At 66.7% G+C, this 25,939-nt stretch carries 24 protein-coding genes; 12 read left to right on the top strand and 12 right to left on the bottom strand.

All coding sequences use genetic code 11. From position 1 onward, the window contains the following. Positions 1-104 precede the first annotated feature (104 nt). Together ACTRWB_RS08045 and ACTRWB_RS08040 are read left to right on the top strand one after the other, a co-directional pair. Positions 105-359 carry a GlsB/YeaQ/YmgE family stress response membrane protein gene (locus ACTRWB_RS08045; RefSeq protein ID WP_446901520.1) on the top strand — a complete coding sequence of 85 codons (255 nt, stop codon included), beginning with the start codon at positions 105-107 and terminating at the stop codon, positions 357-359. Between the two features lie 324 nt (positions 360-683). Further along, positions 684-1,019 (top strand): type 1 fimbrial protein, encoded by a 336-nt coding sequence (locus ACTRWB_RS08040; protein ID WP_446901519.1) that lies wholly within the window; start codon positions 684-686, stop codon positions 1,017-1,019. Between the two features lie 36 nt (positions 1,020-1,055). Here ACTRWB_RS08040 and ACTRWB_RS08035 read toward each other — a convergent pair whose 3' ends face one another. The 3 genes from ACTRWB_RS08035 to ACTRWB_RS08025 form a co-directional block, all read right to left on the bottom strand. Further along, on the bottom strand, positions 1,056-1,928 hold the full coding sequence (locus ACTRWB_RS08035; protein WP_446901518.1) for a LysR substrate-binding domain-containing protein: 873 nt from the start codon (positions 1,926-1,928) through the stop codon (positions 1,056-1,058). A 104-nt stretch (positions 1,929-2,032) separates the two neighbouring features. Continuing rightward, positions 2,033-2,932 (bottom strand): class A beta-lactamase, encoded by a 900-nt coding sequence (bla, locus tag ACTRWB_RS08030; protein ID WP_446901517.1) that lies wholly within the window; start codon positions 2,930-2,932, stop codon positions 2,033-2,035. A 211-nt stretch (positions 2,933-3,143) separates the two neighbouring features. Then, on the bottom strand, positions 3,144-3,986 hold the full coding sequence (locus ACTRWB_RS08025; protein WP_446901516.1) for a peptidoglycan DD-metalloendopeptidase family protein: 843 nt from the start codon (positions 3,984-3,986) through the stop codon (positions 3,144-3,146). Positions 3,987-4,528: 542 nt separating this feature from the next. Here ACTRWB_RS08025 and ACTRWB_RS08020 point away from each other — a divergent pair. Beyond that, entirely contained in the window at positions 4,529-5,425 is an 897-nt protein-coding gene (locus ACTRWB_RS08020; RefSeq protein WP_446901515.1) for a LysR substrate-binding domain-containing protein, read from the top strand. A 624-nt stretch (positions 5,426-6,049) separates the two neighbouring features. Continuing rightward, positions 6,050-8,224, top strand: a complete 2,175-nt coding sequence (locus ACTRWB_RS08015; protein WP_446901514.1) for a hypothetical protein — start codon at positions 6,050-6,052, stop codon at positions 8,222-8,224. A gap of 102 nt (positions 8,225-8,326) precedes the next feature. Here ACTRWB_RS08015 and ACTRWB_RS08010 read toward each other — a convergent pair whose 3' ends face one another. Then, complete coding sequence (locus ACTRWB_RS08010; protein ID WP_193100292.1) at positions 8,327-9,067, bottom strand: sulfite exporter TauE/SafE family protein; 741 nt, start codon at positions 9,065-9,067, stop codon at positions 8,327-8,329. A gap of 139 nt (positions 9,068-9,206) precedes the next feature. Then, entirely contained in the window at positions 9,207-10,208 is a 1,002-nt protein-coding gene (locus tag ACTRWB_RS08005) for an aldo/keto reductase (RefSeq protein WP_419689619.1), read from the bottom strand. A 141-nt stretch (positions 10,209-10,349) separates the two neighbouring features. On the opposite strand from ACTRWB_RS08005, the gene ACTRWB_RS08000 reads away from it, so the two are divergent. Beyond that, entirely contained in the window at positions 10,350-11,261 is a 912-nt protein-coding gene (locus ACTRWB_RS08000) for a LysR substrate-binding domain-containing protein (RefSeq protein WP_446901513.1), read from the top strand. Between the two features lie 42 nt (positions 11,262-11,303). Here the strand turns inward: ACTRWB_RS08000 and ACTRWB_RS07995 are convergent, their stop codons facing one another. Next, positions 11,304-12,458: a porin gene (locus tag ACTRWB_RS07995; RefSeq protein WP_193100289.1), complete on the bottom strand. Its 1,155-nt coding sequence runs from the start codon at positions 12,456-12,458 to the stop codon at positions 11,304-11,306. A 381-nt stretch (positions 12,459-12,839) separates the two neighbouring features. On the opposite strand from ACTRWB_RS07995, the gene ACTRWB_RS07990 reads away from it, so the two are divergent. Both ACTRWB_RS07990 and ACTRWB_RS07985 read left to right on the top strand, forming a co-directional pair. Further along, on the top strand, positions 12,840-13,937 hold the full coding sequence (locus ACTRWB_RS07990) for an OpgC domain-containing protein (RefSeq protein ID WP_412024320.1): 1,098 nt from the start codon (positions 12,840-12,842) through the stop codon (positions 13,935-13,937). Positions 13,938-13,998: 61 nt separating this feature from the next. Further along, complete coding sequence (locus ACTRWB_RS07985; protein WP_343493268.1) at positions 13,999-14,931, top strand: alpha/beta hydrolase; 933 nt, start codon at positions 13,999-14,001, stop codon at positions 14,929-14,931. 96 nt (positions 14,932-15,027) lie between these two features. Here the strand turns inward: ACTRWB_RS07985 and ACTRWB_RS07980 are convergent, their stop codons facing one another. Together ACTRWB_RS07980 and ACTRWB_RS07975 are read right to left on the bottom strand one after the other, a co-directional pair. Next, on the bottom strand, positions 15,028-15,915 hold the full coding sequence (locus ACTRWB_RS07980; RefSeq protein WP_446901512.1) for a pirin family protein: 888 nt from the start codon (positions 15,913-15,915) through the stop codon (positions 15,028-15,030). Positions 15,916-16,006: 91 nt separating this feature from the next. Continuing rightward, entirely contained in the window at positions 16,007-16,750 is a 744-nt protein-coding gene (locus tag ACTRWB_RS07975; protein WP_446901511.1) for an isochorismatase family protein, read from the bottom strand. Between the two features lie 193 nt (positions 16,751-16,943). On the opposite strand from ACTRWB_RS07975, the gene ACTRWB_RS07970 reads away from it, so the two are divergent. Further along, positions 16,944-17,861, top strand: a complete 918-nt coding sequence (locus tag ACTRWB_RS07970; RefSeq protein WP_412024316.1) for a LysR substrate-binding domain-containing protein — start codon at positions 16,944-16,946, stop codon at positions 17,859-17,861. Between the two features lie 86 nt (positions 17,862-17,947). Here the strand turns inward: ACTRWB_RS07970 and ACTRWB_RS07965 are convergent, their stop codons facing one another. Then, positions 17,948-19,162, bottom strand: a complete 1,215-nt coding sequence (locus tag ACTRWB_RS07965; protein ID WP_446901510.1) for an FAD-dependent monooxygenase — start codon at positions 19,160-19,162, stop codon at positions 17,948-17,950. A gap of 166 nt (positions 19,163-19,328) precedes the next feature. Between ACTRWB_RS07965 and ACTRWB_RS07960 the strand changes: the two genes are divergently transcribed. Together ACTRWB_RS07960 and ACTRWB_RS07955 are read left to right on the top strand one after the other, a co-directional pair. Continuing rightward, positions 19,329-20,273 (top strand): LysR family transcriptional regulator, encoded by a 945-nt coding sequence (locus ACTRWB_RS07960; protein WP_446901509.1) that lies wholly within the window; start codon positions 19,329-19,331, stop codon positions 20,271-20,273. A 138-nt stretch (positions 20,274-20,411) separates the two neighbouring features. Continuing rightward, complete coding sequence (locus tag ACTRWB_RS07955; protein WP_446901508.1) at positions 20,412-21,170, top strand: SDR family oxidoreductase; 759 nt, start codon at positions 20,412-20,414, stop codon at positions 21,168-21,170. An 80-nt stretch (positions 21,171-21,250) separates the two neighbouring features. On the opposite strand, the gene ACTRWB_RS07950 is transcribed toward ACTRWB_RS07955, so the two are convergent. After that, positions 21,251-22,462, bottom strand: a complete 1,212-nt coding sequence (locus ACTRWB_RS07950; protein ID WP_446901507.1) for an alpha/beta hydrolase family protein — start codon at positions 22,460-22,462, stop codon at positions 21,251-21,253. Between the two features lie 329 nt (positions 22,463-22,791). Here ACTRWB_RS07950 and ACTRWB_RS07945 point away from each other — a divergent pair, with 329 nt between their 5' ends. Further along, positions 22,792-23,454: a helix-turn-helix domain-containing protein gene (locus ACTRWB_RS07945; RefSeq protein ID WP_446901506.1), complete on the top strand. Its 663-nt coding sequence runs from the start codon at positions 22,792-22,794 to the stop codon at positions 23,452-23,454. 40 nt (positions 23,455-23,494) lie between these two features. Here the strand turns inward: ACTRWB_RS07945 and ACTRWB_RS07940 are convergent, their stop codons facing one another. Then, positions 23,495-23,830, bottom strand: a complete 336-nt coding sequence (locus ACTRWB_RS07940; RefSeq protein WP_343493262.1) for an H-NS histone family protein — start codon at positions 23,828-23,830, stop codon at positions 23,495-23,497. A gap of 267 nt (positions 23,831-24,097) precedes the next feature. Here ACTRWB_RS07940 and ACTRWB_RS07935 point away from each other — a divergent pair, with 267 nt between their 5' ends. Further along, a complete protein-coding gene (locus ACTRWB_RS07935) occupies positions 24,098-24,724 on the top strand; it encodes a TetR/AcrR family transcriptional regulator (RefSeq protein ID WP_446901505.1) in 627 nt (208 codons plus the stop codon). A 116-nt stretch (positions 24,725-24,840) separates the two neighbouring features. Here ACTRWB_RS07935 and ACTRWB_RS07930 read toward each other — a convergent pair whose 3' ends face one another. Beyond that, positions 24,841-25,935 carry a potassium channel family protein gene (locus ACTRWB_RS07930; protein WP_129515175.1) on the bottom strand — a complete coding sequence of 365 codons (1,095 nt, stop codon included), beginning with the start codon at positions 25,933-25,935 and terminating at the stop codon, positions 24,841-24,843. Positions 25,936-25,939 lie beyond the last annotated feature (4 nt).

Genomic DNA, 25,939 nt, shown 5'->3' with positions numbered 1-25,939 from the left:
ATACTCGGCACGCGATGCGTCGGCTTGCCACCGCATGGAACCCTGGTGCGCCGCACGGGTCAACTTCCTTTCGTCAACAGCTCAACCGCAATAGGGAGGCGTTCATGCTGCAATTCATCGAAACCCTGGTCGTCGGGCTCATCGTCGGCCTCCTCGCCCGCGCGCTCAAGCCGGGCGACGACAAGATGGGCATCCTGATGACCACCGTGCTCGGCATCGTCGGCTCGCTGGTCGCCGGCTACGTCGGCCGCGCCGCCGGCTGGTATGCGCCGGGCCAGGGTGCCGGCTGGATCGCGTCGATCATCGGCGCGATCGTGCTGCTGATCGTCGTCGGCGCGGTGCGCAAGCGCATGGCCTGATCGCCGCATCATCCGCGTCAACGCAAAACGGCCGCTCGACATGAGCGGCCGTTTTGCTTTCCGGGCGACGCAAGGCCGTTGCCTGCGCAACGGTCATGGTTCGTCATGCGATCTTATGCCACCCGGCATTTCCCTCACTTGCGATTACGCAGATTCGACCTACATTGGTTGAAGCAATCCTGCGTCATTTGCTTATTTCCATTATTTCCATTTTTTCATTCAAGAGGTCCGATGGTTTTGCCGTTTACGCATATAGCACCGCAGCGTTGACGGACTGCCATTCGAGCGGCCCCGCTGCGACGCGCTTCCTTTCTGGAGCCTGTCATGAAGCATCGTCTGTTCGCCGCCTCGTTCGCGTTGGCTGCCTCGCTTCTGGCCACGTCCTCGTCCTTTGCCGCCGGCGCGTCCGGCATCATTCACTTTTCCGGCATGATCGTCGAGCCACCCTGCTCGTTCGCGCTCGATACGGCCGACGCCGCGCAAGCGCGCGCGCGCCCCGACTGCCCGCGGCCGGCGACCGGCCAGATCGCGTTCGTCGACGCGGCGAGCCAGCAGGCCGTCAAGACCACGACCTTTACTCAGGCTTCGTGCGCAATCGTTTTACCGAACCGTCCGGGCAACAATCTCGCGCCGATGATCGCCGTCGTGACATACCAGTAAAGCCCGCTGCCGGGAGCCTGTTCGCGGCCTCGCGCGTCAGTCGCGATGGCGCGCGATCCACTCGCTGAACGCGCGGATCTTCTGCTGGCTGCCGATGGTCTCGGGATACACGAAGAAGTAGCGCGCGCCGGTTTCGAGCACGAGGTCGAACGGCCGTTCGAGCCGGTGCGCGCTGACGTCGTCATCAACGAGCGTCACGTCGCCGATCGCGATGCCGAAGCCCTGCATCGCCGCGTTCGTCGCAAGATCGAGCGTGTCGAACGTCGGCCCGCGCGCGGGATCGACGCCGCGCTCGCCCGCATGATCGAGCCAGGCACGCCAGTCGCGATGGTCGCGCGTCGGATGCAGCAGCGTATGGCGCGCGAGATCGCCGACCGCATCGAGCGGCGACGACTGCCGCAGTTCGGGCGCACACACGGGCGTCAGCCGCTCGTCGAACAGCGGCAGCGCGAATACGCCCGGGCCCGGTGATGTGCCGTAGACGACCGCCGCGTCGAACGGCTCGGTCGAGAAATCGACGACGTGCTGCCACGCGGTCGTGATCTGCACATGGAGATCGGGATGCTCGCCCTGGAAGCGCATGATGCGCGGCAGCATCCAGCGCATCACGCAGGTCGGCACCTTCAGCGCGAGATCGGTGCGCTGCCGCGTGAGCTTCATCGAGATGTCCTCGATCCGCGCGAAGCTGTCGTTGACGACCGGCAGCAACTGCTCACCCTCCGCCGTCAGCGTGAGGCCCTTCGCATGCCGCTTGAACAGCGGAAAGCCGTAGTGCGCCTCGAGCGTCTGGATTTGCCGGCTCACCGCGCCCTGCGTGATGCACAGCTGCTCGGCCGCGCGCGTGAAGCTGCGGTGGCGAGCCACCGTCGAGAAGATCTGCAGCGCGTGCAGAGGCGGAAGTCGGCGCATGACGAGGCACGAGAAACGGAAGAACGGCGCGCCGACACCGGCGCGCGCTGACCGACACGATAAGCCAAACGCCGGCTTTGCGCGAGACGCGAAACGCGGATCGCTCAGGCCGTCGCGACGAGCGCACCCGCCGCGATGCGCGCCGCCGATGCGACGACGTCCGCGCGGGCCGCCGCGTCGGCCTGCGGCTGCGTGAACGACACGGCCATCACGAGCGGCGCGCGCGACGGCGGCCACAGCACCGCGACGTCGGTCGCCGTGCCGTAACCACCCGTGCCGGCCTTGTCCGCGACGCGCCAGCCGGGCGGCACGCCCGCCGCGATGCCGGTCGCGCCGCGCGCGCCGCCGGTCATCCATTCCGTCAGCTGCGTGCGCTGCGGTTCGTGCAGCGTGTCGCCGAGCAGCAGCCGCTGCAGCATGTCGACCATCGCGACCGGCGTCGACGTATCGCGTTCGTCGCCGGGCGCGGCCTGGTTCAGTTCGGGTTCCCAGCGATCGAGGCGGAACGCCGTGTCGCCGCTCTCGCGTGCGAACGACGTGACGGCCTGCGGGCCGCCGAGCACGCCCATCAGCAGGTTGCCCGCCCCCTTGTCGCCCGACTGCAGCATCGCCACACAAAGCTGCTCGATCGTCATGCCGGTGTCGACGTGGCTTTCCGTGATCGGCGAGCCCGACACGACTTCATAGCGGCGGTACAGGATGCGGCGCGGCAACAGCGACGCGTCGAGCGAGCCGCGCGCGAGCATCGCGGCGGCGGCAACGACCGCATACGTGCCGCACATCGGGAAGCGCTCGCGCGCATGGTGGGCGATGCGCACGCCGTTCGACGTATCGAGCGCGGCGACACCGAGCCGGCCATTCGATGCTTTTTCGAGCGCGGCGAGTTCGGCTTGCGCGGTGTGAGCGCGCCCCTGGTCGGCAACCGGCGCGGACGTGCACGCGGCGACGAACGGTGCGGCAACGGCGGCAAGCAACAGCGAGCGGCGTGTCGGTGAGTGTTCCATGGAATGAGTAGGGTTCTGTCGGAATCGGTGGCACGAAGCAACGCGGGCGCGCATCGGTGAAGCGCGCCCGTTCACGCCGACGGCCGGCCCGCGACGGCATTCGCCGCGCATCCCCGAAAGACGCCCGTCGGCCCCGCGAGAAGCGCGGGACTCGCATGAAGACCCTAGCGTAGCAGCGACCGCCGCCGCGTTCCAGTTGAAACGCCCCGCTTCAGCCTTGCGACGACGGCAGGTAAGGCATCGGATTCACCGGCTTGCCGTCGCGCCGCACCTCGAACAGCAACGCGACGCGCGAATTGTCGAGGTCGCCCATCTCGGCGATCTCGTCGCCCTGGCGCACGATGTCGCCGGTCTTCACGAGCAGCTTGCGGTTATGCGCATAGGCGGTCAGGAAATCCGCGTTGTGCTGGACGATGATCAGGCTGCCGTAATCGTTCAGGCCGGTGCCCGCGTACATCACGCGGCCGGCGGCCGCGGCGCGGACCGGATCGCCCGGCCGGCCGGCGATCTGGATGCCGCGGTTCTGCCCCGGCCGGAACCCGTCGACGATCTTGCCGCTTGCGGGCCACGTGAGCGCGACCGCACTCGAATGGCGCTTCGTGTCCTTGACGACCTGACGGTCGCTCGCCGTCGACGCGTTGGCCTGCGCGGTCGCCTGGTTAGCCGCCGCGCCATCGCTTGCGGCAGCCTGTGCGCCGGCCGCGCCCGACGACGGCAGCGGCTGTTGCCTGACGATGCGCAGCACCTGCCCCATGCGCAGCCTGCCCGTGCCCAGCTTGTTCCAGGTGCGCAGGTCCGCAATGCTGCAGTTGTTCGCCGACGCGATACCCGTCAGCGTATCGCCGCGCTTCACGACGTACTTCTGCGCGACGAGAATCGGCGCCGGCGGCGGCGTGGCGGCCGACGGCGCAGCTGCAGGCTGGCTCGACGGCGACGATCCCGCCAGCGTGTCGCTCGGCGGAACGGACTGCGTACCTGCACAACCGGCCATGACGAGCACGGCGGCCAGGCCCGACAGCCACCCCGCGTGGCGGTGAATCTCGCGCGTTTCCATGGACGATCCGACTCCGGTTTGACAATCTTTCAAGCATCTCAAAAACGGAACGGCCGACGTGTAACCGGATGCAAACAATGATGACAAACGATCACGAACCGGGCGTCGGCCGGCATTCGCTACCGGTAATACGGTCCGATTCGGAAAAACTTGATGGTCTTTTTAGGAGGAAGCGGAAGAATTTTCGTCTTTGAAACTATGACGAATTTTTTCCAATAGGTTGGATCGGTGGAAAAAGGCGACCGGCGACAGAGTTAGCGCGTGCCTGCCGCCGCGCTCAACGCAACCATGCGACGAGTTCGGAGCCGGCCCACGCGATGCCGATGCACAGGAACAGCACGTGCAGTGCGATCTTGAACGACACGCCCCACGACGAATCGATCTGCATGACAGGCCCCCGGTTGATGTGCGGTCATGATCGGCCATCGATCTCGCCCCGAAAATGCGGAACCGGCGAATCGGGTCTCAGGCGTAGCCTGAGACCGAGGCTGCCGTTCCCTGCTAACTTATCGGCCATCACAACGCTCTCGCTCCCCGCCATCATGCGCTTCGACCTGACCGACCTGCGGCTCTTCCTGAACATCTGCGAGGCCGGCACGATCACGAGCGGCGCCGAGCGGACGCACATCACGCTGCAGGCCGCGAGCGAGCGCATCCGCGGCATGGAGGATGAACTCGGCGTGCCGCTGCTGCACCGGACCAAATCGGGCGCACAGGCGACCGACGCAGGCCGTGCGCTCGAACACCACGCGCGCACCGTGCTGCAGCAGATCGACCTTATGCGCGGCGAACTGCAGCAATACGGCCAGGGGCTGCGCGGACATATCCGGCTGCTGTGCAACACGGCGTCGCTGAGCGAATACCTGCCCGATGCGCTGGCCGACTACCTGCCGCATCACCCGAAGCTGTCGATCAGCGTCGAGGAGCGCTCGAGCCAGGAGATCGTCCATGCGATCCGCAACAAGACGGCCGAGGTCGGCATCGTCGCCGATTCGGTCGGGCTCGGCGGGCTCGAACAGAAACCGTTTCGCGAAGACTGGCTGATCGTCGTCGTGCCGGCCGCGCATCCGCTCGCCTCGCACGACCAGGTCGCGTTCGACGCGATCGCCGACGCCGATTTCATCGGCCTCACCGACGGCAGCGCGCTGCAGGTGCATCTCGCCGACCAGGCACGCGCGCTCGGCAAGCGGATCCGCTATCGCGTGCAACTGAAGAGCTTCGATGCGATCTGCCGCGTGATCGCGAGCGGCGTGGGCATCGGCATCGTGTCGCGCCATGCCGCCGAGCGCGCGATGCAGACGATGGACGTGCGGCTCGTCGAGCTGTCCGATCCATGGAGCCACCGGAAGCTGACGCTCTGCGCGCGGTCGTTCGACGCGCTGCCGAAGTACACGCGGGAGTTCGTGGGGTTTCTGTCCGGCGAAACAGGGCCGCGGTGACGAGTGCGGCACTCCTCCCCCCATCGACACACGGAGGCATGGCCATGACCGACACCGATCTCGCCACCCGCTACCGCGCGTCTATCGACTGCCTGAACCGGCAGGTCTGGTCGGTGATCGACAAGGCAGCGATCGAGGCCCAGCTGTAACGCTCGCCGGAGCAGCCCAGCACCGCGCCTGACTCGTTTCGATCCTTATGGATAACGTTTTCTCTCAAATGAGACTGAAAGCGCATCTCACCGCGATCTTCCCGGCAACCACTTCCACGCCGGCATTCCGCACCACACCCCATCAATCGCCGAAAAAATCCCTCGCAATTTCTGCGTAATTCTGACCCACGCGCTCCCCCGCTCATTCCCACTATTCGGGTTTCCACCGGCGCATCGAACGTGAAAGTTGATTGACATCCCGTCGATCGATGCCTAAATTTGGAAAACGTTTTCCAGTGCATGAGTGCGACGCCAGCCTCGGCCCGCGCAGGGAGAACGCTTGCCCGCTCGAGTTGTGGTTCAGGCCATCCGTCGTCAGGGATCAGGGTTGCAAGGCGGAGGTCAGGTACGGGCATCGAGCGCGGCAACGGCCACACCCGCCCGTCCTTCATCATTATTCAAAACTGGAGACACAATGCATCCGCGCAGCAGATTCGCGCTCGGCGCCGCGCTCAGCGCCCTTTCCGTCCTGTTCGTCAGCGCCTGCGGCGGCAACGACGTGACCGACTCGCCGTCTTCATCGGCGCCGCCGTCGACCTCGACGCCCACGCCCACGCTCGCATCGAACTCGCTGCAGGCGCTCGTCTACGGCGCGCCCGACACCAGCGTGCCGCCCGGCACGGATACGCCGATCACGATGATGGGCCAGATGCGCGCACTGTTCGACCTGATCCGCAAGTCGCCGGACTTCACGCAGGTCGTGATGGATCTCGGCGACGGCACACCCGTCCACGTACTCGACACGAACACCGGCGACAAATTCCTGCCCGGCAAACTTGCGCTCGGCCTGTCGTACATCCTGATCGACATGAAGTCGAAGGGCGACCCGCAATATGCGAGCTATCTCGCGACCTACCAGACGATCACGACCGCGATGATGGCGCAGTCGGGCAGCAACTACACGTATGCGAACACGTCGTGGGGCGAGTACTACTACCTCGTCGCGCTGAACAACCTGAAGGCGCACGGGATGCTCAACGAAGTCTTCAGCGACGCGATGCTCGCGACGCTGCAGCAGCGTCTCACCTTCTGCGACATGTTCGGCCCCGACGCGAGCGGCAAGACCAATACGTGCCCGGCCGCCGGCACGCCGATCGACATCGCGTCGCTCAACACCGCGCAGAACTACTATGCGGTGTCCTACGGAATTGCCGGGCTGCGGCAGAAGCTCGGCTGGAGCAGCCCGTCGTTCGCATCGGCGACCGATCCGTCCGTCGCGACGATGGGCGCGCGCGACGCGCTGCTGTACACGCTCACGAACCACATCCGCAAGGATTCGTCGGGCGGCTTCTCGGACGAAGCGTCGAACACGCACACGACCTATTACGACCAGGCGCGCTTTGACCGCTACAGCACGCTGCTGATCGGCGAAGTGACCGAGCGCACGTTCGAGATGGGTAACGAAGCGAACCTCACGCCGGAACTGAAGGGTTATCTGCGCAAGTCGGTCGACCTGATCCTGCCGCAGCTGAACGCCGACGGCCAGGGCTTCAACTACGGCCGCTCGATCGGCCCGTACGGCGACTCCGCGTTCATGGAAGTGCTGACGGCCGCGGCCAACGCAGGCGTGCTGTCCGACCAGGAGAAGCAGGTCGCGTACGCGTTCATCTACAAGGCCGCGCATCGCTTCGACACCTACTGGTATGACCCGTCGCTGCCGACGCCGTCGGTGAACATGTGGGTCAAGGGCCGCGGGACCGACGCGTATCGCGGCAAGCCGCGCGTGATGGGCGAGAACTTCAGCCTGCTGCACCAGTACCTGTACGTGAACGCGTGGTGGAACAAGCTCGGCTTCGGCGGCAAGGCGCCGATGGCCGATACGGACTACGGCGCATGGCTCGACGCGCTGCCGCACTACACGCTCACCTGGTACAACCAGCCCGGCGACACCGCGCATCCGTACAGCGCGGCACTGCTCACCGTGCGCGACGGGCGCCGCGTGATCAACCTGAACCTGAGCCAGGCGCCCGATTACAACTCGTTCACGCCGTACTACCCGGTGCCGTTCTCCGACAAGCTGATCTACGGCACGACCGATCTCGGCTATGCGCTGCTGGTGCCGCAGGTGTCGTACAACGGGAAGACCTACATCCCCGTCACGTACTACAAGAACCTGAACGTGCAGCAGGCCAACGGGCAGGTGATCGTGTCGTTCGATACGACGAAGTTCCGTCTTGCATCGAAGAACGCGTTGTATACGACCGATCTCGACCTCCAGGTGCATACGGTGCTGACGTTCGCGCACGGCTCGGTCACGCGTAGCGACACGCTGAGCTCGGGCACACTCACCGGCAACCTGTCGGTCGAGACGGACTTCACGTCGTTCGCGGATTTCGCGTCCACGCAGGCCAACGGCGACGGCGTGTCGGTGACGTACGCGAACAGCCCCGCGACCGGCTATGCGGCGTCCGGGTTCGACACCTGCGCGCTGTCCGCCTTCGACACCGTGAACGGCACGACGAATCCGCTGTCGACGACGCCGATCGGCCAGCTGCATTCGAACTTCGCATGCACGACGAAGCCGTTTGCGCTCGGCACGGGCACGACCCGCACGTTCGGTTGGACGCTGAAGTACGCCGATCCGGCCTGAGCGGCGTGACCGCCGTTCCGTGACGATTCCCGAAGCCGGCAGCAGGAACCGGCTTCGGGATGTCTCGCGGCGGCGGGCATCACGCTTCCCGGCGATGCCCGCTCACATCCACCCCGAAGCGGCCATGTATGCGCCGAGCGCAATCATCCCGACGAAGAAGCAGCGCTTGAACGCCTTCTCGCTCATCACGCGTCGCGCATATTGCCCGCCGGCCATGCCCGCCAGCGCCGGCACGAGCGCGAGCGCCGACACGCCGAGATCGACCGTCTGCAGCGCGCCCGTCACGCGCAGTTGCACACCGAGCGCGATCGTCGATGCGGTGAACGACAGCCCGAGCGCCTGGATCAGATCGTCCTTCGACAACCGCAGCGCCTGCAGGTACGGCACGGCCGGCACGACGAACACGCCGGTCGCGGCCGTCACGACGCCCGTCAGGTAGCCGACCACCGCCGACAGCCATTTTTCGTGACGGCCCGGCGCGGGCAGTCGCGCGGCGGCCAGCCCCCACAGCCCGTAGGCGATCAGCACCACGCCGAGCGCCGCATGCGTCCAGGTGCTGCCGGCCGCGAGCGCAGGCAGCCCACCCGTCAGCGTGCCGATCGTAAGACCGGCGAGCAGCGGCCACAAGCGGCGCAGCAGCGACCCGAACGACGGGCCGAGCCACAGCTGCCACACATTGGTGATGAACGACGGCACGAGCAGCAGGCTGGCCGCGGCCGACGGCGGCATCGCGAGCGTGAGCAGCCCCATCGCGATCGTCGGCAACCCGAGCCCGATCATTCCCTTGACCGCGCCGGCCAGCAGGAAAACCAGCACGATGATCGTCAGCGTATGAATTTGCATGGAAGGCGTTCCGTCCGGTTGAGTACGGCGCCGATGGTGACCCTCTGCCACGCCGCCCGCCATCTGGCTTTGCCTGAGGCTGGCTAGGGCTTGTCGGGCGGGCCTGTCAGGTCCGCCTCCGCCGTTCAGGCCCCATGGACTACCCCCGTCCCTGCTCGCTGTCGAGGTGCGCCATCTGTGCGGCCGGATAACGCTCACCGGCAGCCGCCCCGGCGGGAACCGCCGTTTCGATGCGGGTGATGTCTTTGACCGTTAGTTGCAATTCAGGCGCTTGCAACGCGTCCTGAAGCTGCGTGCGCTTGCGCGCGCCGATCAGCGGCACGATATCGCCGCCGCGCGACAGCACCCACGCGATCGCGACCTGCGCCGGATTGCTGCCCTTCTCGTCGGCGATCGCGCGCAGCGCGTCGACGAGCGCGAGGTTGTGCGCAAGGTTCTCGCCCTGGAAGCGCGGGCTCGCCGCACGGAAATCGCGCTCGCCCTGCCGCGCCGTGCTCCACCGCCCGCCCAGCAGCCCGCGCGACAGCACGCCGTAGGCCGTGACGCCGATCCCGAGTTCGCGGCACGCGGGCAGGATCTCGGCCTCGATGCCGCGCGACAGCAGCGAATACTCGATCTGCAGGTCGGCGATCGGCGCGACGGCCGCCGCGCGGCGGATCGTGTCGGCGCTGGCTTCCGACAGGCCGATATGGCGCACATATCCGGCCTTCACGAGATCGGCGATCGCGCCGACCGTCTCCTCGATCGGCACCGCCGGATCGACGCGCGCCGGCCGGTAGATGTCGATGTAGTCGGTACCGAGCCGCTTCAGCGAATACGCGACGAAGTTCCGGATCGCCTTGGGCCGCGCGTCGTAGCCGGCGAACCCGCCGGCCGGATCGCGCAGCGCGCCGAACTTCACGCTGATCAGCACCTGGTCGCGTGCGGTGCCGCGCAGCGCGTCGCGAATCAGCATCTCGTTGTCGCCCATCCCGTAGAAATCGCCGGTGTCGAGCATCGTGATCCCGTTGTCGAGCGCCGCGTGCAGCGTCGCGATGCTTTCATCGCGGTCGGCCGGCCCGTAGAAATCCGACATCCCCATGCAGCCGAGCGCGATCGCCGACACCTGCGGGCCCGTGCGGCCCAGTTGACGCGTGTCCATGTCCGTTTCCTTCGAGTGGTCAGTGAATGGACCGGATTCTGGACGCATCGCCGCGCGCGATAAACGCGAAACGCTCCACCAAACCATTCGACGCTGATTAACAATGGAGCCTGTTCCAATCCGCCAAGCGCCCCGCCCCGCATGGACCATCTGCATGCAATGCGCATCTTCGCGCGCGTCGCCCATCTCGGCAGCTTCACGAAAGCGGCCGAGCAGTTGCAACTGCCGCGCCCGACGGTCAGCAACGCCGTCCAGTATCTGGAAAAGCATCTCAACATCCGCCTGCTGCAGCGCACGACCCGGCGCGTTGCGCTGACCGCCGAGGGCGCGACCTACTACGAGCGCTGCGTGCGGCTGCTGGCCGATCTCGACGATGTGGAAACGCTGTTCGAGGACGCCGGCACGTCGCCGCGCGGCGTGATCCGCGTCGACCTGCCCGAGCGCTTCGCGCTGAACCAGGTGATCCCGGCGCTACCGGATTTCCACGTGCGCTACCCCGAGCTGCGCGTCGTGATCAGCACGACCGACCGCTTCGTCGATCTCGTCGCCGACGGCATCGACTGCGCGGTGCGGGTCGGCGTGCTGTCCGACACGTCGCTCGTCGCGCGGCGCATCGGCGAGATGGCGCAGATCAACTGCGCGTCGCCCGCGTATCTCGCGCGCCACGGCACGCCGCGCTCGCCGGACGAGCTGCCCGACCACGTCGCGGTCGGCTATTTCTCGAGCCGCACGGGCCGCGAGCTGGACTGGGAATATGCGGATATGGATACGGGCGAGCGGCACGCGGTGAAGATGCACAGCATCGTGTCGGTCAACAGCTCGCAGGCGTATCTCGCGTGCTGTCTCGCGGGCCTCGGGCTGATCCAGGCGCCGCGCGACGGGCTCGCGCCGCTGCTCGCCGACGGCTCGCTGGTCGAGGTGCTGCCGGAATGGAGTGCCGAGCCGCTGCCGGTGTCGGTGGTGTTTCCGCACGGCCGGCATCTCGCGCCGCGCGTGCGGATCTTCGTCGACTGGCTCGCGGAAACGCTCGGCGGCTCGCGCCGGACGGACTGACGACGGCCGGTGCCGGGGCGCGCGGCCCCGGCTGCCGCCCGATCAGAACTTGTGGCGGATCGCGGCGCGCACCGCGAACTGGTTCGCCGACGAGGACGGGCCGTCCGTCCCGACGACGTAACCACCGTCGGCCGCCGTGCCGGTCTTGTCGCCGGCGACCTTCTGCCACGCGCCCTGCAGATAGACGTCGGTGCGCTTCGACAGGCTGTAGTCGGCCATCAGGCCGACCGTGTGGTACTTCGGCTTGAACGATCCGGCCGCGGCATCGAACTTGCCGTCCGTGTACACGTACTGCGCGCCGAGATAGAAATCGGGCGTGAGCTGGTACTTGCCGTTGATCTCGAAGTTCTGGAACTTCGTCGCGGTCAGCCCGAGGCCGGCGAACGTCGCTGCCGGCAGGTAGACGGTCGATACCGGGTTCTTCACGTCCGTCTTCGTGTAGACGAAGCCGACCGTTGCCGGGCCGAACGTGTAGTTGATCCCGCCGCCGAAGATGCGCAGGCGGTCGGCGACGAAGTTCGCGTCGTCGGCCGCGATCGCGCCCGCGCTGCCGACGCCCGGGTTGTTCGCCTGCAGGTACGCGGCCGCGACCTGCAGCCCGGCCAGCGAATACTGCGCGCCGATGCTGTACTGGCGGTTGTTCGAGAAGCCCGTGCTGTTGCTGAAGCTGTACGTGCCGCCGAACGTCAGGCCGTTCCAGTCGGCGCTCGCATACTTGACCGTGTTGTTGACGCGGAACGAGTTGTCCGTGTTGTCGTTGTCGAACGGGTGCGAGAACAGCGTGCCGCCCCAGTTGCCGTTCGCGGTCAGCGGCGCGAGATAGTCGACGACGGAATCGTACTGGCGGCCGAAGGTCAGCGTGCCGAAGCGCGACTCGCTCAGCCCGACGAACGCCTGGCGGCCGAACATGCGGCCGCCTTGGCCGAGCCGGCCGTTGTTCACGTCGAAACCGTTTTCCAGCGTGAAGATCGCCTTGAGCCCGCCGCCCAGGTCTTCGCTACCCTTCAGGCCCCAGCGGCTGCCCTGCGCGTAACCGCTCGCGAGCTGGTAATTCGTCTTTCCGACCCCATTGACGTTCACGTTGTTCGTGTAATTGAAGCCTTCGTCGATCAGGCCGTACAGCGTCACGCTGTTCTGGGCGAAGGCCGGCGCGGCGAAAGCGGCCAGCGCGGCGGCAAAAATGACGTGCTTCTTCATGACGGATCTCCGGAGCCGAGGCCGGGCGTGGTCGAGCGCCCGGCGAATGTTCGATCTGTTGTATGTGTGGCCCGCAGGGCGGACGACGCGGTGTGCGGCCGCGTGGAGACAAAATGGTGTCACGTCGCAAACCGTCCGTCCATCGGGGTATTGAAACCGCGCGCAAAGCGTTGCGCTCTTCCAACTGCCCCGTTGCGCAGACTGCCTGACCGGGCTTATCGGCAGCGGCGGGCCGGCCCACCATCCGCGTAAACCCGGCAGGCGTCACATCGGTGGCACAATGCGCATCCGTTCGCCATTTCTTCACGAAGTCATGCTTCACCCCGATTCATGCGCGGCATGTGCCCGCCGCGCACTCGGCCCGCGCCGGGAGGCGGTCCGATGACCGCGCCTGCCCGGGCCGGCCGCTACGCCGAACTCGATTTCTTCCGCGGCCTCGTGCTGCTCGTCATCGTCGTCGACCACATCGGCGGCAGCATCCTGTCGCGCGTGACGCTGCACGCGTACGCGCTGTGCGACGCGGCCGAGGTGTTCGTGTTCCTCGGCGGCTTCGCGACCGCGATCGCATACAACTCGCTCGCCGAGCGGCACGACGAAGCCGCCGCACGCCAGCGCTTCATCCGGCGCGCTTTCGAAATCTACCGCGCGTTCCTCGTGACAGCCGGCCTGATGCTGCTGATCACCGCCGCGCTGAACGCGTTCGCGATCGACGGTCCGAACATGCCGACCAACGATCTCGACGGCCTGCTCCACAAGCCGCTCGCCGCGCTGCGCGACATCCTGCTGTTCCGCCGCCAGCCGTACCTCGCGTCGGTGCTGCCGATGTATGCGTTTTTCGCGCTGCTCGTCCCGCTCGCGCTGCCGCTCGCGCGCACGCAGCCTTGGCTGATGCTCGCGTTCAGCGGGTCGCTGTGGATCGCGGCGCCGCACGTCGCGCGCTTTCTGCCGACCGTCGAAGGCGCGCCGTGGGATTTCAACCCGTTCGCGTGGCAGTTCCTGTTCGTGCTCGGCGTGATCGCGCGCTGCCAGCCCGTCTACCAGACGCTCGCGCCCAAGCCGCAGGGCTGGCTGCTGACGGCCGGCGCGCTCGCGATCGTCGCGGCCGGCGCGTACTACCGGCTGCGCATCGAGCCGTTCCCGACCGATCCGTCGATCAAGCAGAACCTCGGCGCGCTGCGGCTCGTGAACTTCCTCGCGATCGCGTGGCTCGCGGCCAAGCTCGTGCACCTCGGCTGGATGAAGAAGGTCGCGCACGCGATGCCGTGGATCGGCACGATCGGCCGGCAGGGGCTGCTGTGTTTCGTCGCGGGCACCGGCATCTCGCTCGCGGTCGATTCGCTGCTTTACCAGGCGACCGAAGGTTATCTCGACGTGCCGCTCGGCCTGACTGCCGACGTCGTCGCGATCGGCCTGCTGTATCTCGTCGCCAAACTCTACGGGCCGCTCGTCGCGCGGCTGCCGTTCCGCTCGCGGCGATGATGCGCCGCGCCGTCATGCGCCGCTGCTACGATAGCCGGCGCCTCTTCACAAACGATTCGCCATGCGCCGACTCGCCCTTCCGTTCGCCGTCGCCCTGATCGCCGGCTCCATCGCCACCGCCCGCGCCACGCCGGCCGCGCCGACGATGTCGCCCGCGCCGCCGCCTGCCGTCCAGACCGCGACGACGCCGTCGACCGCTCTGGAGCCGCCGGTCAACCCGGGCAGCAGCGTCGTGCTGCGCTCGTTCCGGTCGGCGTCGCTGAAGCGCGAGTGGTCGTACACGGTCTACCTGCCGCCCGGCTACAACCCGGAAGGCGCGCGCTACCCGGTGATGTACCTGCTGCACGGCAACGCCGGCAACGCGAATGACTGGATCACGCAGGGCCGGCTGCAGGCCACCACCGATACGCTGATCGAGCGCCGCGAGATTCCGCCCGTCGTGATCGTGATGCCGCAGGGCGGCACTGACTGGTACGTCGACCGCAAGGAGAAGATGCAGAGCGCGTTCCTCAACGACCTGCTGCCCGAAGTCGAAGCGCACTTCGCGGTGTCGAACCAGCGCGCCGGTCGCGCGATCGGCGGCGTGTCGATGGGCGGCTTCGGCGCGCTGCGCTTCTCGCTGCTCGAACCCGGGCTGTTCTGCGGCGCGATGCTGCTGAGCCCCGCGATCTACGCGAACGAGCCGCCGCTCAATTCCGCCGCGCGCTACGTCGGCGTGTTCGGCGACCGGCAGTTCGACTCGCGCGTGTGGCACGAACTCAACTACCCGGCGCTGATGCGCGGTTATTTCGCGCGCAGCTGGCGCGTGCCGATGTTCATCGCGGCCGGCGACGACGACCTGACGATCCAGGCGGAATCGAGCGTGCTGTACACGCAACTGCGCCGCGCGCAGAACCCGGCCGAGCTGCGCATCGTCGACGGCGGGCATACGTGGGACGTGTGGCGCGGATTGCTCGGGCAGGGGTTGAAGTACGCGCTCGAATGCGTGAAGTGACGGTCAGTCCGAACGGGCTCGCGATTGTGTCGCGTCGCCCGGACGGAATAGGTTGTTCGGCAAAACGCGCGGCGGCGGCGTCCTGCTATGCCCCTGTCACGACGCGACGAATGGCGCGACCAGTTGCCCGAACGCCCCGCTCTGATAAGCGCTGATCCGGTCGTCGAGCTGCGCGCGCGTATTCATCACGAACGGACCGTGCCTGACGATCGGCTCCCGTAACGCCGCACCGGACAGCACGACGAAGTGCGCATCGTCGTCGGCGATCACGCGAATCCACGCGCCGTCGGCCGAAGCCTCGCGATCGAACGTGATCCCGACGGCCTCGCCGGCCTTCAGGCTGCGCGCCGCCCCCGCGGCCTCCACGCGCAGCGTCCCGGAAACCGCATGGATCGTCGCGTTCCAGCCGCGCGGCAGCACATGGTCGAACGACGATGCATGCGACAGGAATCCGTCCAGCAACGTGAACGGCTCGGGCAGCTTCGCGGTGACGGGCGCGCTCACGCCGTTGCTGCTGCCCGACACGACGCGCACGCGCACGCCGGGCGCCGTGAATTCCGGGATGTCATGCGGCTCGACACGGACTGCGTAGGGTGCGTCGTACTTCCGTGCGGCCGGCAGGTTCACGAAAATCTGCAGCGCATGGACGCGATGCCCGTCGCCTTCCGGCTGCTCCGTATGCACGGCGCCACGGCCGGCGGCAAACCAGTGCAGCGCGCCCGGTTCGATCGGCCCGTGATTGCCGAGCGAGTCGTAGTTGACGTGCGCGCCCGTCGCATCCTCGAACACGTACGTCACGGCCGAGATGCCCGCATGCGGGTGCGGCTCGAACGTCGGCCCCGTCATCTGGAAGTGGTCGAGCATGACGACCGGGTCCATCGCCCCGTCGAACATGCCCTCGTCGAAATGCTTTGCGCTGAATGATGCGCCGATCGCCAAATCGCGGCCGGCAATGACGCGCGACATGCGCACGAATGCGTTCATCGTCCTGCTCCGTCGTGGATAACCGATTCCGTCACGATCACCGGGCGAGGACGGCACGCGCCCTCGCCGGCCCGCGATACTGCTTGCTCCATCACTTGCCCGACGCGCTCTTGAGCTGCCAGACCAGGTTCGCGAACGGCATGTCGAGGTCCGCATACACTTCCTGCGCCTTCGGATCGTCGTTGCCGTGCAGCAGCTCGACGCCCACCGTCGCGTAGTCGGTCACGGGGATGCCGGCGCCCGCGAGACGCTGCAGCCCGGCCGTGCGCTTCGCGTCGCTGAACGTGCCGGACGCGTCGAGCACCACGCGCGGGTCGTAGCCGGCGGCCTTGAGCGCCAGCGCCGGGAACGTCGCGCACACCTCCAGCGACACGCCGGCGATGACCACCTGCTTGCGGCCCGTCTTCTCGATCGCGGCCCGCACGTTCGGGTCGTCCCACGCGTTGATCGACGTGCGGCTGATCACCGGCACGCCGGGCAGTGCCGCCTTCAGTTCCGGGATGGTCGGCCCCCACATGCCGTCGGGCATCGTCGCGGTGACGATCACCGGGATGCCGAGCGTCTTCGCGACCTTCGCGAGCGCGACCACGTTGTGCCGGAGCTGCCCGACGTCGATGTCGCGCACGCCCGTGAACAGGCCGACCTGGTGGTCGACCAGCACCAGCACGGTGTTGTCGCGCGACAGCAGCGAATACGGCGCGCCCGACGGGGCGACGGCGGCCGGTGCGGATACCGGGGCGGCTTCGGCGGCCAGCGCCGTCGCGCCGGCCGTGCCGGCGAACGCCATTGCGACAACCGCGGCTTTCAGAAGGGAGAAGCGGGAGATGCGTTTCATGATGTCTTTCCTCACGTTGACGTCGGGATGACGGATCGGCGAATCGATGTGTCTGCCGAATCGCCCGGTGCCTGTCAGCGCCGGTTGGAAAGAATGATATTTACGCAACGACAAACGATAAATACACTACAGATCAACCCATTGTTTCCATATGGAAACGATCCATCGACGTCCCCTCCCTGGCGAACCCCGAATGAATCCGGCTTCCTCCGATCTGAACGACCTCTACCTGTTCGCGAAGGTCATCGAGCATCGCGGCTTCACCGCGGCGGGCGACGCGCTCGGTGTCAGCAAGTCGCATATCTCCCGGCGCATCACCGACCTGGAGGCCCGTCTCGGCACCCGGCTGCTGCATCGAACCTCGCGCCGGCTCAGCCTCACGGACGCCGGCGAAGCGCTCTACGTGCATTGCCGCGCGATGATCGACGAGGCGCTGGCCGGCGAAGAAGCCGTGCGACGCCGCACCGCCGAGCCGTCGGGGCTGGTGCGCGCGAGCATGCCGGTGGCGATCACGGATATCGTGCTGGCCGGCCTGCTGCCCCGTTTCATGCAGCGCCATCCGAAGGTGCGGCTCGCGCTGCAGGCGAGCCATCGGCAGGTCGACCTCATCGACGAACACATCGACGTCGCGATTCGCGGGCTGGGTTTCGACGTCGAATCGTCCAGCCTGGTGCAGGTTCCGCTGTGCACGGCGCGTTGGGGGCTGGTCGCCAGCCCTGCGTATCTGGCCGCGACCGGTCCGATCGACACGCCCGACGCCCTCCCCGAAGACGACTTCCTGATCCATGCGCCGATCGGCGACCCGGCCGCCGCGCTGCGGCTGATCGGCGCGAACGCCGACGTCGTCACGCGAACGATCCGGCCGCGCGTGCAGAGCGACAACGTCGCCACGCTGAAAGAGGCCGCGCTGGCCGGCATGGGGATCGCGAGCCTGCCGCTGTATGCATGCCGCGCCGAGATCGCGGCCGGTGCGCTGCAGGTCGTGCTGCCGACGTGGCGCTCGCGGGAAGGACGGCTCGTGCTGCTGTTCCCGACACGTCGCGGCATGATGCCGGCCGTGCGCGCGCTGGTCGATTTTCTGAAGGAAGAATTGCCGCCGTTGCTGGGCTGAATCGCTCGGGCGCGTGGTGCGATGGGCCGGGTCCGCGGCGAACCGGCTTCACGCCAGCTCGGCCGCCTTCGTCCGGGCGGGCCGATTCAAAGCCACGTACCACCCTGCCGCTCGCTCGGTTCCTCGGCGAGCGCGTCGAAATCGTGAATCCAGTCCAGGTGATGCAGCACGCTATCGCGCTCGGCAAGACGCGCATTGCGCGCCTGCGCGGCCGGCCCGTCGGGCAGGTGCAGCACGTCGGCCGCGGAGATCGACGCGTACTGCACCTTGCGCGTCCGGCCGCGACGCAGGCGCTCGTACGCCTCCTGCGCCTCGCGCCAGTTGCCGGGGCCGGCCTTCGCCAGTTGCGCCGCCAGCACCACCGCGTCCTCGATCGATTGATTCGCGCCCTGCCCGTGGTGCGGCACCAGCGCATGCGCGGCGTCGCCGATCAGCGTCACGCGCCCGCGGCTCCAGCGGCCGAGCGGCGGACGATGGAACAGCCCCCAGCGCTGGCTGATCGGCACGGCGGTGATCATCTGCACCACCGCCGGATGCCAGTCCCTGAACACGCGCAATTGCTCGCCCTCCTCCGACGGCATGACCCAGTCGCGCGACGGCCACGGCGACGGATGCCGCTCGACCAGCAGGAAATTCTGGTCGCCGTGGTCGCCGATCGGATAGTGCAGCAGATGCCCGTGCGGCCCGACCCAGAACTGGATCGTGTCGGGATCGGGCAGCAGGTCCATGCGTGCGGCCGGCACCACGCCGCGAAACCCCGAGCAGCCCGAATACAGCACATCGTCGTAGCCGAGCATCCAGCGACGCGTGATCGAGCGCGCGCCGTCCGCGCCGATCACGAGATCGGCTTCGACGCACTCGCCGTTGTCGAACGACAGCGTGACGCGATCGGGATGCTGCGCGAGATCGACCAGCCGATGGCCGAGATGAATGCAATCGGCGCCGACCGCCTTCGACAGCACGGCCTGCAGATCCGCGCGATGCACGCCCCAGTACGCGCCGCCGAATTGCCGGCGATAGTCGGGGTCGCCACGATGATGGCCGATTACCGCGCCGCTGCGCCCGTCGCGATAGACGAGGCCCGGGATGTCCGCGCACACCGCGTCGAAGGCCGCGCGCAAGCCCATGCGTTCGTAAAAGCGCGTCGCGTTGGCCGACAGTGCGACGGCCGCGCCGACTTCGCGCAGTTCGTCGGTTTGCTCGTAGAGTTGCGCGTCGATGCCGTGCTCGCGCAATGCGAGGGCGAGCGTCAGGCCGCCGATGCCGGCGCCGACGATCGCGATCTTCAGGTTCGTCTGCATGATGAGGATGTCTCCGATATTCAGATGTAGGGTCTGCGTGCTGCGCAGCGGTCATGTCGAATGCATGCGCCGTATCGGTAGTTTCGGGAGTAGACATTCATCCCGCAATAAAATGAAATGAATCTGCTTCATCACTGAATGCAATGAACGAGGCAACGCGAAACCCATGGAACTGAGCGATATCGACCTCAACCTGCTGCTGCTTTTCCAGCGGCTGATGCAGGAGCGGCGCGTGTCGAGCGTCGCCGAGCAGATGAACATGAGCCAGCCGGGTGTCAGCAACGCGCTCGCGAAGCTGCGCCGCCGGCTCGGCGATCCGCTGTTCGTGCGCGGGCCGGGCGGCGTCGTGCCGACGCCGTTCGCGCTGCGGCTGGCGGAACCCGTTTCGCACGCGCTCGCGACGCTGCACGCCGCGCTCAATCCCGAGACCGGTTTCGATCCGCTGCGCGCCACGCGTACGCTGACGATCGGCATGACCGATATCGGCGAAGTCGTGTTCCTGCCCGCGCTGCTCGAACACCTGTCGCAAGCGGCACCGGGCATCGCGCTCAATACCGTACGCAACACGAGCGTCAACCTCGGCGACGAGATGGCCGACGGCCGCGTCGACCTCGCGATCGGTCTGCTGCCGCAACTCAAGGGCGGGTTCTATCAGCGCCGGCTGTTCGATCAGCGTTATGTGTGCCTGTTCCGCCGCGGGCATCCGCTCGAGGACGCACCGCTGACGGTCGATACGTGGCGCAACGCCGAGCACCTGGTCGTGGTATCGGCCGGCACCGGTCACGGGCAGGTGGACGAATGGCTGAAGCGGCGCCGCGTGACGCGCCAGGTACGGCTGACGGTGCCGCATTTCATGAGCGTGGGCTACATCCTGCAGCGCACCGACCTGATCGCGACCGTGCCCGAGCATCTCGCGCTGCAGCTCGCCGTGCCGTTTTCGCTCGGCTGGCGCGCGTTGCCCGTCACGCTGCCGGGTGCGCCGATTCATATGCTGTGGCATACGCGGGTCAATCAGGACGAAGGGAACCGCTGGCTGCGCGACGTGGTGGTCGGTCTGTTCGCAGAGACGGGCGCGCGGGCGAAGAAGGCGGTGCCCGGGCGGAAGAAATAGGCGTGGTGATCGCGAAACCGGGCGCGCTGTACGATGTCGCCTGAACACGCGCACCGTGCACGTCAGAACCATTGCCGGCGATGACTTCGATCACGCGCCCCCCCCTCTCTCTTCATTCAACCAGCAGGAAATCAAGCCATGTCTGTCACGAAGAAATTCGCAGCCGTCACGGGCGCCGGATCCGGCATCGGTCGCGCCGCGGCCATCGCGCTCGCCCAAGCGGGGTTCACCGTCGCGCTGCTCGGACGCACGGAAGAATCGTTGCGCGAAACGCAAGACGCGATCCGCGCCGCCAGCGGCGACGCACAGGTGTTTCCCGCCGACGTCACCGACGAAGCATCGGTCGACCACGCATTCGCGCAGATCGCGCAGCAGTTCGGCCGGCTGGACGTGCTGTTCAACAACGCAGGACGCAACGCGCCGCCCGTGTCGCTCGGCGACTACGAATTCGACGTGTGGAACGGCGTCGTCGCGACGAACCTGACCGGCGTTTTTCTGTGTGCGCGCGCCGCGTGGCGGCTGATGAAGGCGCAAACGCCGCAGGGTGGCCGGATCATCAACAACGGCTCGATCTCGGCGCACGCGCCGCGCCCCGATACGATCGCGTACACGGCCACCAAGCATGCGGTGACCGGGATCACCAAGTCGCTGGCGCTGGACGGCCGCAAGTACAACATCGCGTGCGGCCAGATCGACATCGGCAACGCAGCGACGCCGCTCACCGAGCGGATGACGCAAGGCGTTCCGCAGGCCGATGGCAGCCTCGCGCCCGAGGCGCGCATGGACGTCACGCATGTCGCGAACGCGGTCGTCCAGATGGCGAGTCTGCCGCTGGACACGAACATCCTGAACATGACGATCATGGCGACCGCGATGCCGTTCGTGGGGCGCGGGTAAGCGCGTGCAGTGGTTCGCACCGGGAGGCGCCACCCACCACGGCGGATGATGTCTCCCGGACGCCCCCGCCCCCCGGTCGCTCAGGCCAGGGCCTGCGTCCGCCGCCGGACTTCGCGCTGGTCGATACCCAGCCGTGCCGCCAGCCAGTCGCAGATGAATTCCTGCCCGAGCGTCGGATTGTCGACCTGACAGTGCGCGGCGCCCGTTTCATCCGGCGCGAATAGCCGGAGTGTCGCGTCGACGCCGTGCGCTTTCGCGTAGTCGTAGGTATCGGTCGCCGTCTTCAGTCCCAGCCAGTCCTCGGTGCCCTGCAGCACCAGATAGGGCACCGGAATCCGGTCGATCACGCCGGCGAGACGGAAATCCCGTGCCTTGTCGACCACGCCCTGCGGCGTCGCGCAGCCGAACACCCATTTCAGGTGCCGCCAGATGAGCCGGTCCGGCGTATCGAGCCAGCTCGCGAACAGCGACGCCATGTCGAACATCACCGAATCCGACACCACCGCCACGATGCGCTTCTCGAACGACGCCGCGCGGGCCGCATAGACGCCGCCGACGCTCGCGCCGTACAACGCGATCCGGCCGGGATCGACGTCGCCGCGCGTGAGCAGGTAATCGACGCACGCGCCGACCGGCACCTCCGTATCGGGGCGGTTCACGAGCCCCTGCCGGCGCAGCGTGCCGCCCTGCCCCGGCAGATCGACCAGCAGCAGCGACATGCCGCGCGTCAGCGCGTGCTTGGGCATCTCGTGGAGCAGTTCGTCCTTGTATTCGTCGAGCCCGCCGAATGCGATCACGGCCGGCGAACGCACGTCGCTACCTGCGCACGGGATGAAATACGCATCGAGATGCGCGCCGCCCTCGTACGGTATCCGCACGATCTCGCCGGCCGGCGTCAGCCCTTCGAGATAGCGATGCGAGCAACGTTCGACGCTGTCGAAGCTATCGCGCCGCCGCACGTCGTCATGCGCGAGGTAGAACTCCGACGACCGGTAGTAGTTGGCCGCGCGCAGCCAGTTGCTGCTCGCGGTACGCAAGAAGCCGCGCTCGAACGCGTCGAGCGCGCGCTGCTCGCTGGTCTTCGCGAGCACCTGCCATTCGCGATACCAGCTCTCGGTATCGCCAGGAGTCATCCTCGATGCCGCGCGAAAACATTCGCTGATCAGGCTCGCGCCTTCCTGCGCACCGCCGAGCGTGCGCGCGAACTGGAAACTCAACTCCGGCTCGCCGGGCCATTGCACCCAGCCTTCCGCGCGATATGCGCCATCCATCCGATCGTCTTGCTGATTCATGTCACGCTCTCCGAAATTACCGATACGTAAATTTCTGACCGTGGCGCCGCGTCGCCGCCTTGATCTCCATCCATCATGTGTACGGCATTGCGTCCTGACGGCCGGGACGAGATGCGTCGTGCACGGCCACGAAATTTACGGATACGTAAACTCAGAGGCCAAAAAAACGAGGCACCGAAGATGCCCCGCTTTCGTCACCACAACGCCTCGGAAGTGTACGCCGCGATACCGGCCAACGACAAGCGCTGCACATTGCATCACCCGGGATCGCGCGGATGCGGTATATTTTTATTACGTATCGGTAAAAACATTCTCCCCGGTGGACGGTAATGAGCAAGAAAACCCGCGTCGCGTCGCTCCTTTCGGCGCTGCCGATCAAGCCGCGGCGCCGCGAGCACCTGCAGGTTCCCGCCGACCAGATCGGACAGCGGCTGCGCGCGCTGCGGCAGTCGCGCGATCTCACGCTGAACGAGGCAAGCCGGCTAACCGGCGTGCCCGCGGCGACGTTTTCGCGCATCGAGACGAACAAGATGTCGCCGACCTTCGGCGTGCTGCACCGGATCATCGAAGGCATGGGCTTCGACTGGCGCGACGTGCTGACCAACCCACCGCGTCATCGCACTTCGCTCAGCGTTTGCCACGCGGAAGACATCGTCACGACGCGAATCGCGAATATCCCGTACGAGTACGCGCTGCTGCATCGCGACAGTTCGGCGGGGATGATCACGCTGCGCATGCAGGTCGACGCGCGCACCGTGGACGAAGCCGGCGGGCTCGCCGGTCATGAGGGCGACGAGTTCTGCTATGTGCTGTCGGGCGAACTGGAACTTCATTTCGAGCATGGCGAGCCAACGCGGTTGCGGCCCGGTGAAAGCGCGCTCTTTTCGTCGCATCGGCCGCATGCGTACGTGGCGCCATCGCCGGCCGGCGCGACGCTGCTCGTGGTGCTGACGCCGCCGGGTCACACGCCGGCGAAATCGGTGTCGCCGTAGTCCAGCGCCAGCCGTCGGGCGGCGCGCCCGTCATGCGCCGTCAACTCGCCTTGGTTTTCTTGCCGGTGGACCGAGGCTTGCATATGACGAACCGGCGACGGTCCTTGCCGCGGATCCAGAGCGGCGCATTGCCACGCCCGCTCCATTCCTTCCCGCTTGCCGGGTCGCGATACCGCGCCGGCAGCACTTTCACGACATACGAACCCCGGCGGCCGTTGCGGCCGACCAGGTCGCGATGCTTGATCGCATAGGTGTCCATCAGCGAGTGAACCTTCTCGATCGCATCGATGCGTTCGCGCGCGCGTGCGCGCTCGATTTCCTCGTCCAGCTCGGACAGCTCGACCACGAGCTGCGCATAGGTCTTGCTCACGCTCATCTTCTGCTTCCTGCATCGCATCCGCATGAGAATCAACATGATTCGCATGACTAACAGATTGTTTCACCACGCCCCGCGAGGGCGGCATTCACTTGATCGGCACGCGGCTCATCTCGGTGCATCGGGTCACGCGACGCGAAGAAAACGACAAGCCGCACTGGCGACATTCCGATGCACAATCCCGCGTCACGTTTCAAATATCAAGTGATATGTGAAACGCGATCGTAATGGTATCTATCTCAAATATCAACTGATATCCTTCCCGCCATGAACATGGCGCCCCTTCCCCCGCGGCTGAGCCGCGAAGAAAGTCGACTGCAGACCCGTGCACATTTGCTCGCCTCGGCAAAGCGGCTGTTTGTCGATCGCGGTTTCGGCGCCACGTCGCTCCGGGATATCGCTGCCGAAGCCGGTTATACGCAGGGCGCGTTCTATTCGAACTTCGCCAGCAAGGAAGCGCTGTTCGTCGAACTGATGCAGGAGCGCTCAAAGACGCAGGTGGCCGACATCGCCCGGGCGTTGAGCGACCCGTCCGCAACCGGGGACGACATCCTGAATGCGCTGGAAGTCTGGTCGCGGACGGTCGATGCCGAGCCCGAGTGGTCGGTGCTGGGCGTCGAGTTCAAGCTTCAGGGGCGACGCAACCCGGCTTTTGCCGCGGCGTCGCAAGCGTTGCTGGACGCCCACCGCGATGGCCTCGCCTATTGCATCGAGCAGATTTTCGCGAGGCTGAAGAAGGTGCCGCCCGAATCTCCGGCCGTGCTGGCCGTATCGTTCATGGGGCTTTCGCAAGGCCTGTCGCTGCAGCAGTCGATCCTGTCCGAGGTGCCGATCGGGCACATGATCATGGTGTTCCTGCGCAGCCTGCTGGCGTCGGCGGCGCCGGTGCGTTGACCGGCGAGGTGGCGGGCGATTATCGGAAGGGCCGGCTCCGCGATGGAGCCGGATCGCGAGCAGCAGCGTTCGGCCCGTTGACGTGAATCTATCGCGTCCCGCTTGAAGAACGCCCGTCAAACATCCGCATCCGGAATCCTCGCCGACTGAATCACCACCAGCGTATCGCCCGCCTCGATCCTGCACGGCGGGTCTTCGTAAAACGACTGGATCTTCCCGCAGCGATCGAGCCCGACCACGATCGCGCCCGGAACGACATTGGTCATGCAGCCGATCTCGTGCGGCAACGCCTCGCGCTCGATCAGCGTCGCGCGCCCGCGCGTCGACAGCATGTCGTTCACGAACGGCACGATGTAGCGGCTATGCACCGCGTCCGCGAGCAGCAGCGCACCGATCTTCGTCGACGACACGATCACGTCCGCACCGGCCTGCCGCAGTTGCCGCTGGTACAGGTTCTCCTGGATCCGCACGACGATCTTCGTATCGGGCGCGATGCTGCGCACCGACAGCGTCAACAGGATCGCGGTCGGATCGTCGGTCACCGAGATGATCACGGCCTTCGCCGCGCGCACCTGCGCCTGCTGCAGCAGATCCTCGTGCGCGGGATCGCCGAGCAGCCCCGTCACGCCCAGCGACGTCGCGGCCTCGAGCGCCTGCTGCTGCGAATCGATCACGATGATCGTCGCGGCATCGACACCGCTCTCGAGCAGCTCGCGCACGGCGATCGACCCCGACAGGCCATAACCGCACACGACGATGTGATCGGACAATTGCTTTTGCAGGCGTTTCATGCGGAATTCCTCGATGACGCGCTGGATCACGAACTGATACGCCGTGCCCAGGAAAATGAACCAGATGACGATGCGGATCGGCACGATGAAGAACGCATCGAGCAGGCGCGCCCGTGCGGTGACGGGCACGATGTCGCCGTAGCCGACCGTCGCGACGGTGACCATCGTGAAGTACACGAGATCGGCGACGGTCATCGGCGTGCTCTTGGTCGAATCGCGCAGGCCGTCGCGATCGAGATACAGCACGAAGAACGCGAGCATGCACAACAGCACGACCGCGCCGACACGGAACAGCAGCGTGCGCCGCGGCGACGTCGCGGGACGCGTGAACAGCATGCGCGCACGCGGCGCCTGCCACGGATTGCGGGCACGACGCAGGCGGGAGCGCAACGAACGGCGCTTGTCGGAGGGCGAAGCCAACGGG

It is taken from the genome of Burkholderia sp. YIM B11467 (assembly GCF_052952715.1).
Note: the sequence above shows the minus strand (reverse complement) of the source record. Positions and strands in the feature narration are given on the sequence as shown.